This is a genomic window from Pseudomonas sp. WS 5021 (genome assembly GCF_012985535.1).
GTDB lineage: Bacteria > Pseudomonadota > Gammaproteobacteria > Pseudomonadales > Pseudomonadaceae > Aquipseudomonas.
Map to the genome: position 1 here is coordinate 399,826 of NZ_JAAQWP010000005.1, position 14,136 is coordinate 413,961.

The 14,136-nt window shown below is 63.2% G+C and carries 13 protein-coding genes; 4 read left to right on the forward strand and 9 right to left on the reverse strand.

Features of this window, described 5'->3' with window-relative positions; translation table 11 throughout:
• Window positions 1-15: 15 nt before the first annotated feature.
• Both HBO19_RS18295 and HBO19_RS18300 read left to right on the forward strand, forming a co-directional pair.
• Window positions 16-576 (forward strand): nucleotidyltransferase family protein, encoded by a 561-nt coding sequence (locus HBO19_RS18295; protein WP_170043220.1) that lies wholly within the window; start codon window positions 16-18, stop codon window positions 574-576.
• A 156-nt stretch (window positions 577-732) separates the two neighbouring features.
• Window positions 733-1,860: a GGDEF domain-containing protein gene (locus HBO19_RS18300; RefSeq protein ID WP_170043221.1), complete on the forward strand. Its 1,128-nt coding sequence runs from the start codon at window positions 733-735 to the stop codon at window positions 1,858-1,860.
• Window positions 1,861-1,862: 2 nt separating this feature from the next.
• Here HBO19_RS18300 and HBO19_RS18305 read toward each other — a convergent pair whose 3' ends face one another.
• The 6 genes from HBO19_RS18305 to HBO19_RS18330 all read right to left on the reverse strand — a co-directional run bounded on the left by HBO19_RS18305 (window position 1,863) and on the right by HBO19_RS18330 (window position 9,856).
• A complete protein-coding gene (locus HBO19_RS18305; RefSeq protein ID WP_170058020.1) occupies window positions 1,863-4,049 on the reverse strand; it encodes a response regulator in 2,187 nt (728 codons plus the stop codon).
• An 85-nt stretch (window positions 4,050-4,134) separates the two neighbouring features.
• Complete coding sequence (locus tag HBO19_RS18310) at window positions 4,135-4,986, reverse strand: CAP domain-containing protein (RefSeq protein WP_170058021.1); 852 nt, start codon at window positions 4,984-4,986, stop codon at window positions 4,135-4,137.
• Between the two features lie 80 nt (window positions 4,987-5,066).
• A complete protein-coding gene (locus tag HBO19_RS18315) occupies window positions 5,067-6,395 on the reverse strand; it encodes an MFS transporter (RefSeq protein ID WP_090290982.1) in 1,329 nt (442 codons plus the stop codon).
• Between the two features lie 172 nt (window positions 6,396-6,567).
• Complete coding sequence (gene lhgO / locus HBO19_RS18320) at window positions 6,568-7,761, reverse strand: L-2-hydroxyglutarate oxidase (protein ID WP_169957047.1); 1,194 nt, start codon at window positions 7,759-7,761, stop codon at window positions 6,568-6,570.
• A 109-nt stretch (window positions 7,762-7,870) separates the two neighbouring features.
• On the reverse strand, window positions 7,871-8,581 hold the full coding sequence (locus tag HBO19_RS18325) for a FadR/GntR family transcriptional regulator (RefSeq protein WP_029295107.1): 711 nt from the start codon (window positions 8,579-8,581) through the stop codon (window positions 7,871-7,873).
• Between the two features lie 54 nt (window positions 8,582-8,635).
• Window positions 8,636-9,856 carry an MFS transporter gene (locus tag HBO19_RS18330; protein WP_170058022.1) on the reverse strand — a complete coding sequence of 407 codons (1,221 nt, stop codon included), beginning with the start codon at window positions 9,854-9,856 and terminating at the stop codon, window positions 8,636-8,638.
• Window positions 9,857-9,975: 119 nt separating this feature from the next.
• Between HBO19_RS18330 and HBO19_RS18335 the strand changes: the two genes are divergently transcribed.
• Together HBO19_RS18335 and HBO19_RS18340 are read left to right on the forward strand one after the other, a co-directional pair.
• Window positions 9,976-10,881, forward strand: coding sequence for a LysR family transcriptional regulator (locus HBO19_RS18335; protein WP_170058023.1), 906 nt, complete (start codon window positions 9,976-9,978; stop codon window positions 10,879-10,881).
• A 28-nt stretch (window positions 10,882-10,909) separates the two neighbouring features.
• Window positions 10,910-11,593, forward strand: coding sequence for a GNAT family N-acetyltransferase (locus tag HBO19_RS18340; protein WP_170058024.1), 684 nt, complete (start codon window positions 10,910-10,912; stop codon window positions 11,591-11,593).
• Window positions 11,594-11,773: 180 nt separating this feature from the next.
• Here HBO19_RS18340 and HBO19_RS18345 read toward each other — a convergent pair whose 3' ends face one another.
• The 3 genes from HBO19_RS18345 to HBO19_RS18355 form a co-directional block, all read right to left on the reverse strand.
• Window positions 11,774-12,172 carry a hypothetical protein gene (locus tag HBO19_RS18345; protein ID WP_170043224.1) on the reverse strand — a complete coding sequence of 133 codons (399 nt, stop codon included), beginning with the start codon at window positions 12,170-12,172 and terminating at the stop codon, window positions 11,774-11,776.
• A gap of 32 nt (window positions 12,173-12,204) precedes the next feature.
• Window positions 12,205-13,461 carry a 3-phosphoshikimate 1-carboxyvinyltransferase gene (gene aroA / locus HBO19_RS18350; RefSeq protein ID WP_170058025.1) on the reverse strand — a complete coding sequence of 419 codons (1,257 nt, stop codon included), beginning with the start codon at window positions 13,459-13,461 and terminating at the stop codon, window positions 12,205-12,207.
• A 102-nt stretch (window positions 13,462-13,563) separates the two neighbouring features.
• A complete protein-coding gene (locus HBO19_RS18355) occupies window positions 13,564-14,121 on the reverse strand; it encodes a UPF0149 family protein (RefSeq protein ID WP_170058026.1) in 558 nt (185 codons plus the stop codon).
• Between the last annotated feature and the right edge of the window lie 15 nt (window positions 14,122-14,136).

The following is a 14,136-nucleotide window of genomic DNA, read 5'->3' on the forward strand; positions in this document are numbered from 1 at the left end:
GGCAAGGGAATGCAGATGAAACTGACGGCCCAGAGGCTGGTCGAGCTGGCGATGGCCAACCCCATCAACGCTCAATTGACCGCGCGTCTGCCAGCCCTTGGCCTGGACCAATGCCTGTTGACGGCGGGTTGCCTGTTCCAGGCGGTATGGAATCATCAGGCCGGGCTCAGCCCCGATTGGGGGGTGAAGGATTACGACGTGTTCTACTTTGACACCGATATGTCCTGGGAAGCCGAGAATGAGGTGATTGAGCGCGCCAGCGAACTCTTGCGCGACCTGGATGCGAATATTGAAGTGAGGAACCAGGCGCGCGTGCACCTGTGGTATCCGCAGCGGTTCGGCATGCCTTACCCGCAGTTGCACACAGCCCGTGGCGGGGTGGATCGCTACCTGGTGGCGGGCACCTGTATCGCCTTGGCCGTGGACACTGGCGAAATCTATGCGCCCTACGGCCTGGCCGACATCGGGCAGGGAATACTTCGACTCAACCCCATCACCCCGCAGCCAGAGCTGTTCGAGCACAAGGCCAAGAGCTATCAGGCTCGTTGGCCATGGCTCAGGATTGAAGCCCCATAGACTAAACAGCGAAACCTGGCTTGCCAGTGATGGTGATAATCCAAAGGCTTTAACACCGGTGTTTGCCGCGACACAGGCAGGTGATTTTGCTGTTCTGCGTGCTGGCAGGGTGCCACAATGCCATTTTGTCGCAGCACTAGGGATCAGGCGAATCAAATGAATGGCCTTGGGCGTGAGCAGGACCAGGATTTGTTTATCGAAGAGCAGGTGCGTACCGACCGCTTGCATCAGCTGTTTCGCCAATCCTTTTCTGCGGTTTTTGGCAGCTATCTGGCCGCTGGCATGCTGTGCTGGCTGTGCTGGGACCGGCTTGAACCGCGCCTGATGATCGGCTGGCTGGCATTGCTGGCCGGCTCGTCGCTGCTGCGTTTGTCGATGTTCCTCCAGTATTTTCGCAGCCCCAAAAATGAGCGCACGCCGCAACGTTGGGAGCGGCATTATTGGCTCACCCTGGTGCTGTCGGCTGGAATCTGGGGGCTGGGCGCCTTTGCGGTGATGCCCGCCGATGACCGGTTGACCCAGGCGCTGGTCATGCTCTTTGCCGTGGGCATGTCGGTCAGCGCGGTCTCGTGCTACTCGGCCTATCGGTACATGACCATAGTGTCCATGGCCCTGGTGTTGTTGCCCTGTACCCTGTGGCTGCTGCTTCAACCGTCCAAGATGCAGACGGGCATGGCGGTCGCGGTGCTAGTGTTCTCGTCATTTGTCGTGGGCGCCTCGCGCAAGTTGTCGCAGGCACTGGAGACGGCGTTTCGCCTGACCCGCGAAATAGAGCGGGCCCACAGTATTTCAATGCGCGCCGCCCAGACCGACGAACTTACCGGGCTGATGAACCGCCGGGCATTTTTCGAGCAGGCCCAGGTGCTGTATGACCAATGCAAGCGTACGCACCAGCCGCTGAGCGCGCTGATGCTGGATATGGATCACTTCAAGACGATCAACGATACCTACGGCCACCAGGCCGGAGACCGGGTGTTACGGCAGATTGGCCAGGTGATCAGGGCGTCGTTCCGCCAGGCTGACGTGTACGGGCGTCTGGGGGGCGAGGAGTTTGCGGTGTTGTTGCCAGACACCACCCTGGAAGTGGCCCGGGAGATCGGCGAGCAACTGATCCTGGCCATTGCGGGCCTGACTACCGACCCTGGGCTGGACCTGACCGCGAGCCTGGGCGTGGCCTCGACCCATGCCGTGGGTGATGACTTGCAGCATTTACTGAACAGCGCCGACAAGGCCCTGTACCGCGCCAAGGCCATGGGGCGCAACCAGGTGGCGGTCGCGTCCTAGCCTCAATCCTTGCCCATCGCCCTGGCCAGCACTCGTGAAATCTGGTCGGCGGAGTAGGGCTTGGCCAGGAACTCAAAGCCGTCATAGCCGGACTTGGCCAGCTCTTCGCTGTAACCGGAGGTGAGGATCACCGGCAGCTCGGGCCGGCGCCGGCGCAATTCCCTGGCCAGTGCCACGCCGCCCATGCCTGGCATCACCACGTCGGAAAACACCCCGTCGAACGCCCGGGCATCCGGGCCGATCATCTCCAGGGCTTCTTCGGCATGGGTGGCCCACACCGTCTGGTAGCCCAGGTCCTGCAGGATCTGGTTGGCGAAGCGGCCCACTTCCAGGTTGTCTTCCACGATCAGGATGCGCCGGCGCACGGCGTCCGGGTCCAGTTCCAGGGGGGGCTGGAGGGTGCAGTCGTGGATCGCTTCGGGCTCCACCTGCGGCAGGTACAAGGTAAACACGGTGCCTTTGCCGAGCACACTGGCGACATCGACGTTGCCTCCCGATTGCTTGGCGAACCCGAATACCTGCGACAACCCAAGCCCGGTACCTTTGCCAACCTCCTTGGTGGTGAAGAACGGCTCGAAGATGCGTTCAAAGGTCGCCCCGGCAATCCCGCTGCCGGTGTCCGCCAGGGAGATCGCGACAAAGGCTTTGCTCGAGCCGCCATGCCCGCGTATGCACGGCAGCGGCTGGTCTCTTTCCAGGCGCAGCACCAGCGTGCCCTGGCCGTCCATCGCGTCCCGGGCGTTGAGGGCGATGTTGATCAGGGCGGTTTCAAACTGGCTGGAGTCCGCGCAGACATAACAGGCCAGTTCAGGCAGTTCGACGCTGACATGGATCCGCGCGCCGGTGACCGTCTCCAACATGTCGCCGATGTTCTTTACGCGCACGCCGACATTGAACACTTGCGGGTTCAGCGGTTGGCGCCGGGCAAAGGCGAGCAATTGGCTGGTCAGCTTGCTAGCACGCTCTACGGTATCGGTCACGGCACTCATATAACGCTGGCGGCGTTCTTCGGGCAGGTTGGGCATGCGCAGGAAGTCGACCGAGGAGCGAATGATCGTCAGCAGGTTGTTGAAGTCGTGGGCCACACCACCGGTCAACTGGCCAATGGCTTCCAGCTTTTGCGACTGACGCAACGCCGCCTCAGTCTGGTTAAGCAGAGTGGTGCGTTCCACCACCCGCTGCTCCAGGGTCGCATTCAAATCGGCCAGCGCCGACAAGCCCTCGCGAACGATGGCATCGGCCCGCACCCGTTCGATATGGGCCCAGGAGCGTTCGGTGACTTCACCCAGCAGCGCCAGGTCGTAGGAAGACCAGCGGCGCGGGATGCGGTCGTGAATGGCCATCAGCGCGGTCAAGCGCCCGGACTTGATCAAGGGCATGCAAATGGTCGCCGTCACGCCAATGGCCTGGAAGGTCGCGGCTTCCTCGGGCGTCAGTTCCGTCAGGTTGTCGTTGATGATCAACGGCTCGCCGGCCTGCAGGCGCTCGACCGCCAATTGGCCGAAGTCGGCCAGGCGGTAATTTCCGACGATGCTCGGCGAGCCTTCTGCGGCCCAGTTGTCGCGGATGGTAAAGCCGTCTTCATCGGCCTCCATGTCTGCATAAGCGCAGTTGGACAGGTTCAGGTGGGTCGCCAGGATCCGTGTGGTGGCGGCCATGATCGCCGCCGGATCGGTGGCATTGGCCACCCCATTGCTGATTGCATCCAGCACGGCGAGGCGGCGGGCCATGAACACGGAGTTGGTGGTTTCGGTGACGGTATCGAGAATGCCCACGACCGTGCCGCCGGCATCGCGGATCGGGCTGTAGCAAAAGGTGAAATAGGCCTGTTCCGGTGCGTCACCGCGCTCGATGATCAGCGGGAAATCTTCGATAAACGTAGCGTGCCCGGCAAATGCGGCGTCGGCGATCGGGCTGATCTGGCTCCAGGCTTCCTGCCAGATGGTACTGAAGGGCTGGCCCAGTGCGTCGGGCTTGTTACCGAGGATCGGCAGGAACGCGTCGTTGTACAGGGTAACCAAACCCGGCCCCCAGACCACCGCCTGGGGAAAATGCGAAGCAAGGCTCAGTGACACGGTGGTCTTGAGCACATCCGGCCATTGGTCCATTGGCCCCAGAGGGGTGCTGGCCCAGTCATGGCGGCGAACCCGTTCGGCCATTTCACCGCAGCCTTGTAGCCAGTCTGTCATCTACTCAACACCTAGTTCGTCCCACGCTGCGATATGGCACCGCAATATCAAACAACAGACCCGGGCAATGCCCGGCAGTTCAGCGCTACTGCACGCCTAGCAGCGCGGTCCAGTAAATTCCTGCGTCGCTTTTTGGATCCAGCCCATAGGCCGCGCCCAATTCGCGAAATTGCGGGTTCATCAGGTTGGCGCAATGCCCGGGGCTGGCGAGCCAGCCATCGACCACTTTGCGCGGCGTATCAAGGCCAGCGGCAATATTTTCGCCGATCTGCTGGGCGGCATAACCGGCCAGTTCCGCGCGGTCGCCCGGGGTTCGGCCGTCACGGTCCAGGTGGTCGAAGAAGTTATGGTTGGCCATGTTGCGTGCATGACTGTCGGCGGCGCTCGCCAGTTGCGCGTTCCAGGCCAGCGGGGTGGTGGCCGCGAAGGCCTTCTCGCCACATTGGCGCGGTTGCTTGCGGGCGGCGTTGACCATCTCCAGCAACTGCGGGCCGGCTTCCTGGGAACTGGCCAGGCCCCGGCTCAACAGCGGGCGGGCGAGGACAATGCGCCAGTCCTGGCCATTGTTGCTGACGCCGATATCGACGAATTGCGGGTCCAGCACTACCCGGCAGAAACTCTCGCGCACCGCTTTCATCGCCGATTGCGCGTCGCTCGGGCCGGACAGGCTGATCGCCTGCACATTCACCATCGGGTAGGCCGCCTGGGCCAGGTCCTGCTGCAAATCGCCGACATTATTGACCGGCAGTACCAGGCGCGGGTCGACCGCCAGCGGCGGCAACTCTTGGGAACCCTGGTCGGCGCAGCGCTGCAATTGGCTGCGGTACTGGTTGATCGAGTCGATCAATTGACTCTCTTCGCTCGCCGACGCCGTGGCGCAAAACGCCAGACTGGCGGCCAGCGTGGTAACACCCATCATCAATGACAGAACGCGCATGGACGTTTCCCTTGAGCATGAAAGTGCCCATGATGCGCGATCAAGGGGCGCAGATGCACCCCTTGGACAACATTTTGCCCCTAGTTCTTGAATGCCGAGTGCTTGCGGCCCTGGTCACACAGGGCAAACACCACCACCAGCACCGAGGCGATGGCGAGGATGATCACCACGCCATCCGTCGAGTGTGTGGTCGAGGCGGCCACCATCGACAAGGCACCCAGCGGCGCCAGGCCACCGGCGATGGCCGTACCGATTTCACGCCCGGTACCGAAGCCTGAAGAGCGGGTCTGGGTCGGGAACTGGCGGCTGAGGAACGAACCCTGTGGCGCGAACATCATGGGGGCGAGGATCCCGGTGCCGATCCCGATGGCCAGGTAGATCATCAGGCTTTCCCCGGTGTTCAGCAGCGCCAGGAACGGGTAGGCGAACAGCAGCGACAGCACGCCGCCCAGCACCAGTACCGACTTGCTGCTCCACTTGTCACACAGCCAGCCGAAGCACGGCACGGCGACAATCGCCACCAGGCTGGCGATGGTCACCGACAGCGAAGTGACGTGCACATCCACACCCTTGAACTGGGTGAGGTAGGCCAGGGAGAAGGTCTTGAAGATGTAGCTGAGGGCGTTGTAGCCAATTGCCACGAAGAACACCACCGCGAGGCCCTTGAGGTCGTTCTTGAACAGTGCCTTGAGCGGCGAGACCTTGGCCTTGGCCGGCTCCTTGCTCAGCTCCTTGAACTCCGGGGTTTCCGGGATACTGTTACGTACCCACAGGCCCACGCCCACCAGGGCGATGCTGCAGATAAACGGGATGCGCCAGCCGCCGGCCAGCAGGAACTCATTGCCATTGATGGTCAGCAGGTACACGGTCAGCGATGACAGCAGCAGGCCCAGGTTCAAGCCCAGCGCCGGCCAGGCACCCTGGCTGCCGCGCTTGCCTTCTGACGCATGCTCGTAGGACGTGACTGCCGCGCCCGACAACTCGGCGCCGGCACCCAGGCCCTGGATGATACGGATAAACACCAGAATGATCGGCGCCCAGATACCAATCGAGGCGTAGCTGGGGATCAGGCCGATCAGCGTGGTGCACACGCCCATCATGCAGAAGGTCAACACCAGCACATGTTTACGACCGAACTTGTCACCCAGGTAGCCGAACAGAATGCCGCCGAAAGGGCGGGCGATGAAGCCGATGGCGAAGGTGGAGAACGCCATCAGGGTCGCGGTCTTCGGGTCGCTGTTATCAAAGAAGATCTTCGAAAAGACAATCGCCGCCATGGTTGCGTAGAGGTAGAAGTCGTACCACTCCAGCATCGAACCGAAGATCGTGGCGGCAGCGACCTTGCGCAGGCGTTTCTTGGTTTGTGCCGGGGTTTCCACCGTGGCGGGGTTGTGGGCTTTTGCCGTCATGCTGTACTTCCTTCTCAGTCATTATATTTATTAGGGTGTTGCGAACGCGCTCAAATGTGGGAGCTGTCGAGCCTTGGCGAGGCTGCGATGGCGGTGGCTCGAGCGATATATTGGTTGCCTGTGCCGCCGCCATCGCAGCCTCGCGGGGCGAGACAGCTCCTACAGGGGGTATTTAGTTGGGGCTGAACATGCGGTCGGCGATCATTTCGCCAATCGGAATGGCCGAGGTGGCTGCCGGTGAGGGCGCGTTACACACATGCAACATGCGCGGCGTCTGGGCGAACAGGAAATCGTGCACCAGGCTGCCGTCGCGCATCACCGCCTGGGCGCGGATCCCGGCTTCGTAGGGCAGCAGGTCGTCGAGTTCCAGGGACGGGCAATACTTGCGGCATTGCTCCAGGTAGCCGGATTTGAACAACGAGTTCTTCATTTCCACGCTGCCCGAGCCAAGGTTCTGCCAGATGGTTTTCCAGAACCCGGGGAAGCGCGCGTACTCGGCCACATCCTTCCAGTTGACGGAGAACTTCTTGTAGTTCTCCCGGCCCAGGCCCAGCACGGCATTGGGGCCGACGGTGACGCTGCCATCGATCATGCGGGTCAGGTGCACCCCCAGAAACGGCAGTTCCGGATCGGGGATCGGGTAGATCAAGTGGTTGACGATGTTGTTCTTTGACGCGGGCAAGCGGAAATACTCGCCCCGGAACGGGATGATCTGGTGGTCGATATCGATCCCGGCCAGGGTTGCCAGGCGGTCCGATTGCAGGCCGGCGCACACCACCAGGTGCCGCGCCTGCCAGGCACCGTCGTGGGTGCTGACGGTGACTTTGTCGCTGTCTTCGGCAATCGCCGTCACGGTTTTTTCCAGGCAGATCTCACCGCCATTGCGGCGAATCACCCCGGCCATGGTTTCGCAGACCTGGCGGTAGTCGACAATCCCGGTGGCATCCAAAAACAACCCGCCCAGGCCGACAATGTTCGGCTCGCGGGCACGCAACTGCTCGGCGTCGAGGCGCTCGACCTTCATCCCGTTGAGTTGCGAGCGCGCATAGAGTGCTTCCATGCGCTGCACTTCCAGGGCGGTGGAGGCCACCAGCAACTTGCCGCATACCTCGAACTTGATCCCATGTTCGCGGCAGAACTGTTTGGTGGCCTCGGCGCCGCGCTTGCACAGGTCGGCCTTGAGGCTGCCCGGCGCGTAATAGATGCCGGCATGGATCACGCCGCTGTTGTGGCCGGTCTGGTGCTTGGCCAGCAACGCTTCCTTTTCCAGGATCACCAGGGACGCGTTGGGCTGGCGCTTGAGCAGCTCCATCGCGGTGGCCAGGCCGACAATGCCGCCGCCGATGATGCAAAAGTCATAAATCATGTGGGCTACCTAAATCAGTACATTTCAGTCTGCTTATCAGGTTGTCAGACTAATGTTTTTGTTAAAAAAACGGCGCGCCCGCAGGCACGCTTTATCGGTCTTGGGTCGATCAGTGGGTAGCGGGCAGCTCCAGTTGCAGGCGCTTGGCGGCCGCGCGCAAATGCGCTTCGGCGGCCGCGGCGGCGCCTTGGGGATCGGCGTCGACGATGGCCTGGTACAGCGCCTGGTGTTCCTGGGTGGCATCGGCCGAGCCGCTGGCAAAGCGCGAGGCGGAGTTTTCCCAGGCGGTCTTGCGCGCGCTGGCCAACTGGCTGCGCAAAAAGTCGTGGAAGGCGACGAAGTATTCGTTTTTGCTGGCGTCGGCGATGGCCCGGTGAAACTCCACGTCGGCCAGCGCTGCTGCTTCAAAGTCGGCGCGCTTGTCGTGCATTTCCTGCAAGGCGCGTTTCATGCGCTGCAGATCGCCCGCGTCGCGGCGTTGGGCAGCAATGGAGGCCGCCTGGGTTTCGATCCACAGGCGCACCTCGAACATTTGCGCGAGGTCAGGGCGCCGGCCGTTCTTTTCCGGAAAGCGGAACACCGTGCCGGCCGGGGTCTGCGAAATAAACGAGCCCAGGCCACGCCGGGCGGTCAGTACGCCATCGGCCTTGAGCTGGGCAATCGCCTCGCGCACCACCGAACGGCTGACATTCAGCTGTTCCGCCAACTGCTGCTCGGTAGGCAGGCGCGACTCGGGCGCCAGTTGTCCGGAGTCAATCTCGGCCCGTATGGCGCTGACAACACGCACGACGAGGGAATCTGGACGCTGGAGCTCAAGCATGGCAAAACCTAGGTAATCAGGTTGTCAGACAATAGCCGTTACGATTTTCCCTTGTCAAGGCGCCGTGCTGGCTTGCAGCGTTTTTACCCGGCGCGTGAAGGCCAACAGCAGCGCCAGTACGACCAGCCCCGAGGCCACCCCGAAGGCCATGTGCAAGCCCTGGCCGACCGCTGGTGGCAGGGCAGAATGGATATCGCCCGTGCCCCAGGCAAACACTGCACCCAGTGCCCACGCGCCGATTATCAGGCCCAGATTGCGCGACAGGTTCAGCCAGCCTGCAATCACCCCGCGTCGACCCGCCGACACATTGCTCATCACCGCCGTGTTGTTGGCCGCCTGGAATTGCGCGTAGCCCAGGGTGAGGATCACCAGCGCGCCGATGTAACCGGCGGCGTCCAGGGGCATCAATGCCAGCACCAGGCAGCCGGCCAGCATGCACAGCAGGCCACCCAGCGTGGTGGCGTAGCTGCCGCAGCGGTCGGTCAGGCGCCCGGCCGGTACACCCGCCAGCGCCGCGCTACAGGGGCCGACGGCCATGGCCAGGCCCATTTGCGCGGGGTCGAGTCCGAGGCCATGGCTCAGGTAAAACGGCCCGGCGACCAGGGTGGTCATCATCACCGCCGCCACCAGCGTACTCATGCCAAGCCCGGCGCCCAGGGCGCGGTCATGGAGTGTCGCGAATACACTGAAGCGGCCAGCGCCCGAGGCTTGCGGATCGCTATCGGCCGGTGTGCCTCTTACCAGCACACAAGCGAGGGCGGCCAACGGCAGCATCACTAGAAACAGCGCGCGCCAGCCAGACGCGGCAATCAGCGCGCCACCAATGGCCGGCCCCAGGCCGGTGCCTACCGCCGACAGGGTCCCCAGCAACCCCATGACGCGCCCGGTCTGCTCTTTGGGGACGGTGGCCGCGACCAGCGCCATGGTCATTGCCAGCATGATCGCCGCGCCAAACCCTTGCAGTGCCCGCGCCGCGACCAACATGCCCAGGGACGGCGCGGTACTGCACAGGGCACAGGCCACGGCGAACACCAGCAGGCCCGCCAGCAGCAGGCGGCGATGGCCGAAGCGGTCGCCCAGACGGCCGACGCCTACCAGCACGGCAGTGGTCGCCAGCAAGTAGCTCAGCACCACCCACTGCACCGCGGCAAAGGTTGCAGCAAAGGCCTCGGCCATCTGGGGCAGGCCGACATTGGCAATGCTGGTGCCCAGCGAGGCCAACAACATGCACAGCGACAAACCGGCGAGTGCGCCGCGTGGGGTAGGGGATGTCATGGGATGTCCTCGTGCTGCACCGTGGCCGTTGCCCGCAATCTACGGCGTCGCCTAACATGGCGGAAGACGCATCGGTTGCACTCTATACATGCGTCAAACGCCTGATGAGGATTGCCGCCGTGTCGCTGCCTGACTTCAACCTGCTGATTACCCTGGACGTACTGCTCACCGAAGGCAGCGTCGCCCGTGCCGCCCAGCGCCTGGGCCTGAGCCCCTCGGCCATGAGCCGCGCGTTGGCGCGGCTGCGCCAAACCACCGGCGACCCCTTGCTGGTGCGCGCCGGCCGCGGCCTGGTGCCGACACCACGCGCCCTGGAACTGCGCGAGCAGGTCAGCCAACTGGTGCAAGATGCCCAAGCGCTATTGCGGCCGCTGCAGGTCCTGGACCTCAAGGGCCTGGTGCGCACCTTTGTACTGCGCACCAGCGAAGGTTTTGTCGAAAGTTTCGGCCCGGCGCTGATCGCCCGTGTCGCCGAACAGGCACCCGGGGTGCGCCTGCACTTTGTGCACAAGCCCGGTGCAGCGCTGCGCGACAGTGGGGTGGACCTGGAAACCGGTGTGGTCGATAGCACGGCCAACCCGGAAGTGCTGACCCAGTTGCTGTTTCGCGACCGTTTTATCGGCGTGGTACGCGCCGGCCACCCACTGAGCCAGGGCCCCATCACCACCGCGCGCTACGCCGCCGGCCGGCATATCTATGTGTCGCGGCGCGGGCGCGAGCGCGGGCAGATTGACGATGCCCTTGAGGCCTTGCACCTCACGCGGGACGTGGCGACCATCGTCACCGGGTTCTCCACGGCCGTGGCCCTGGCGCAAAGGACCGACCTGATCGCCAGCGTTCCCGAGCGCTATACCCGCGGCCTGCGCGATGGCCTGTGCAGTTTTGCCCTGCCGGTGCCAGTCCCTGAGTTCAGCGTGGCGATGCTCTGGCACCCACGCCTGGATGCCGACCTCGCGCATCGTTGGTTGCGCGGCTGTTTGCGCGAGGTGTGTGGCGCAGAACAGGTACAATCCCCGCTGCCTTGATTGCGAAAGACCAGGAAACAGGAATTCGATGTTCACCCTTACCCACTACGCCAGCCCATGCCCCGAGCCCGTCAACAGCCAGATCCTGCAGATGGTGGTCGACTACCTGACTGATATCAGCATGGTCGCCATCCCGCCGAGCAACCTGCTGTACAACGTCTACCAGTATGCAATCGGCTACGAAGTGCACCTGTACCTGAAAGCGGTGGGCGGGGCCAAGGGCATTGCGGTCGAGCTGATCGTCGCGATGGATGAGCAGGACCCGGCCAAGGTCATCGGCTTCTTGCTGTACCTGCCGGTCAAGGACGATCCCGAGGCCTGCGGCGTGGCCTATATGGCCGTGCATGCCAGCCACCGCCGCCAGGGCGTGGCGCGGGCGATGATGGACGAGATGCTCGGCCGCTACCCCCATTGCGAATTGACCTGCGCGGTGGAAAAAGTCCCGGCGTTCGAAGCCATGGGTTTCCAGGTGCGCGGCGTGCGTGGCACCCAGGTGTTGATGAACACCCGCGACTACAGCACCGATGGCCTGATGGGCGTGTTGGATGTGGCGTCGATCTACAGTTCGCTGGAGGTGCGGCAAATCCACACCTACCTGCTACACAAACACGGCAAGCGCGCGATGATCGATGCCGAGAAACAGCGTGACCGGCATTTTGACCAGATGACGCGCAAGGCCCAACTGTTCGTACAAACCCGCTGCGCCCTGTAGGAGACGGCAAGCCGTAATGTCGTTCAGTTAAGCGCAGATCCCCTGTGGGAGCGGGCTTGCCCGCGATGGCGTCATGTCAGTCGGTATATCTGTCGACTGACACTCCGCTATCGCGGGCAAGCCCGCTCCCACATTTGATCTGCGCTGCTTTGAGCATTGCGTTCGCTTAACTGAATGGCATTACAGGGTTGGGCTGTCGCGGAAAAGGTCGTGGGCATCCAGCAGCCGATAGGCAATCTCCGGCCGCTTCTCCATCCCTTTGCGGATTGCTGCCGGAATCGACTGCCGGGTCTTGCGACACAGGCCCGGCAGTTCGTCGATGACGATCTGGATCCCGCGCATGCTTTTGACTTCGGTATGCCCTGGGGCTATGTGCACGCGGATGCCCAGTTGCTGGTGCATCAGCTGTTGCATGCGTTCCAGGTCGGCCAGGCTTTGCAGGTTTTCCAGGCGTTCGAGCAGCTTTTTTTCTTCCTGGCGGGTCAGTTGCAGGATGCGCTGGTCGGTGCCGGGCGCCTCGAGCAGTTGCTCGCGCTCGCAGTCACATACAGCAGGTGGGCAGGGCTGGCGAATTGTCATGATCACTCCCTCCCCACGCTGGTGTTGACGGCTCAGTAGGTCAGTTGCACGCCCAGGCTGCCCAGGGCGTTCCAGTACTCAGGATAGGTCTTGCCCACGCAGTCCGGGTCCTGAATCTTGATGCCCGAGACTTTCAGCCCCGCCAGCGCAAAGCACATGGCGATGCGGTGGTCGGCGTGGGTGTCGATCAGCGCGGTGCACGCAGTGCCGGCCAACGCCGGATCGCTGGCGACCAGTAAGTCGTCACCGATGATGGTCGCCAGGCCCGGGCGAATTTCGTTGAGGCCGTCATGCAGCGCCTGGACGCGGTCGCACTCCTTGACCCGCAGGTTGGCCAGTTCGGTGAAGCGCACCGGCGTATTGTTGAACGCCGCCAGCACCGCCAGGGTCGGGATGGCGTCCTGCATCTGCGAGCCGACCACCGTGGCCGGCATCTGCGGGAACTGTGCGATCACGGCCTGGGCCTTGGCGTCGGGCTGGGTGAAATCCTGTGCGGCGACGCCCAGGTCGATGCTGCCGCCGGTCAGCACTTCGGCGGCCCACAGATAGGTGGCGGCAGAAGCGTCGGGTTCGATCAGGTAATCATTGGCGGTGTAGCCGGTCGGGGCCACGCGCCAGGTGCTGTCGTTGACCACGTCCACCTGGGCGCCAAACGCGCGCATGCAATCGAGGGTCAGGTCGACATAACCACGGGCGCCGATGTCCTTGCCGGTCAGGGCCACCTCGATCGGGGCCTCGCCGCAGGCCGCGAGCATCAACAGCGCCGACACGTACTGGCTGGACAGGCCGCCGTCGATCTCGAAGCGCTTGGCCTGCACCTTGCCGCGACCATGCACGGTCACGGGCGGGCAGCCGGTGGGGCTTTGTACCTGGATGCCGTTCTGGTTCAGGGTCGCCAGCAGCGGGCCAATAGGACGCTTTTGCATGTACGCGTCGCCATCCAGTACCACGCTGCCGTCCACGGTCGCCACGGCGGCTGTGAGAAAGCGCATCGCGGTGCCGGCGTTGCCCAGGAACAACGGTTGCGCCGGCAGTTGTAGCTTGCCGTGGCCGGTGACGACAAAGGTCACGTCATCCGGCTCATCAATGGTCACGCCCATCTGGCGCAAGGCCACGGACATATGCCGGGTATCGTCGCTTTTCAGCGCGCCGCTCAGGCGGCTGGTGCCCTTGGCCAGGGCCGCCAGCAGCAGGGCGCGGTTGGTGATGGATTTGGAGCCGGGAGGCGCTACCTTGCCGTGCAATGGAAAGTTGGGCGGTGTCACGGTCACGGTTTTCTGCGAACTCAAGGTACAAGGCTCCTGATTCAAGGCGCGGTGGCTGGGAGTGGCCGGCTGGCGGAGACGAATAATCGACCATCCGGCACGGCAGGGTCAAATCGTGGCGCAGGTTTAACCGCGCTGGCTCAACCAATAGGCATGCAAGGCCCTGGCGGCCGGTTCGATGCGCGCGACGTGTTGTTGGTGGGCCGGGACATCCAGGTCGGCCGGCAATTCGAAGTTGTCCTGCTCGGCGCACCAGGAGATGGCTTCCAACTGTGCCGCCTGTTCGCTCGGCAGGGGCGGCCATTCGCTGATCGCGGCGCCACGGATATAGCCAAAGCACCATTCTTCCGCGAGGGTCAACGGCAGGCTCTGGTGTTCGGTTTGTTCAAAACGCGCCTGGAAACCCTCGGCATCGGTGGCCAACTGCAGAGCAATGCTATTGAGATGGCGGGTGCACAGGTCGATGAACTGCCCCAGCTCTTCCTTGCTTTCCCATGCCGGGATCTGGCCTCCCCAGATGGCCGGGAACCAGATGGCAACCTCCACCGGTGCCGGGCCGGACACCAGGGCGGTGAAGTAACCATCGAGCTCGGCCAGGTTCAACACCGAGTTGTCGTCGCCGTACTTGAGCAGAATGTCTTCGATGAAGTCGAAATCGGCAGGGGCGAGGGCTTGGTCGTGCATGAACATATCCTTTGA

What these genes read in the sequence shown, in the direction of transcription:
- lhgO (WP_169957047.1), bottom strand. Translation starts at nt 7,761, where the DNA reads ATGATTTATGACTTTTGCATCATCGGCGGCGGCATTGTCGGCCTGGCC.
- HBO19_RS18325 (WP_029295107.1), bottom strand. Translation starts at nt 8,581, where the DNA reads ATGCTTGAGCTCCAGCGTCCAGATTCCCTCGTCGTGCGTGTTGTCAGC.
- HBO19_RS18345 (WP_170043224.1), bottom strand. Translation starts at nt 12,172, where the DNA reads ATGACAATTCGCCAGCCCTGCCCACCTGCTGTATGTGACTGCGAGCGC.
- HBO19_RS18305 (WP_170058020.1), bottom strand. Translation starts at nt 4,049, where the DNA reads ATGACAGACTGGCTACAAGGCTGCGGTGAAATGGCCGAACGGGTTCGC.
- HBO19_RS18295 (WP_170043220.1), top strand. Translation starts at nt 16, where the DNA reads ATGAAACTGACGGCCCAGAGGCTGGTCGAGCTGGCGATGGCCAACCCC.
- HBO19_RS18300 (WP_170043221.1), top strand. Translation starts at nt 733, where the DNA reads ATGAATGGCCTTGGGCGTGAGCAGGACCAGGATTTGTTTATCGAAGAG.
- HBO19_RS18340 (WP_170058024.1), top strand. Translation starts at nt 10,910, where the DNA reads ATGTTCACCCTTACCCACTACGCCAGCCCATGCCCCGAGCCCGTCAAC.
- HBO19_RS18330 (WP_170058022.1), bottom strand. Translation starts at nt 9,856, where the DNA reads ATGACATCCCCTACCCCACGCGGCGCACTCGCCGGTTTGTCGCTGTGC.
- HBO19_RS18315 (WP_090290982.1), bottom strand. Translation starts at nt 6,395, where the DNA reads ATGACGGCAAAAGCCCACAACCCCGCCACGGTGGAAACCCCGGCACAA.
- HBO19_RS18355 (WP_170058026.1), bottom strand. Translation starts at nt 14,121, where the DNA reads ATGCACGACCAAGCCCTCGCCCCTGCCGATTTCGACTTCATCGAAGAC.
- HBO19_RS18310 (WP_170058021.1), bottom strand. Translation starts at nt 4,986, where the DNA reads ATGCGCGTTCTGTCATTGATGATGGGTGTTACCACGCTGGCCGCCAGT.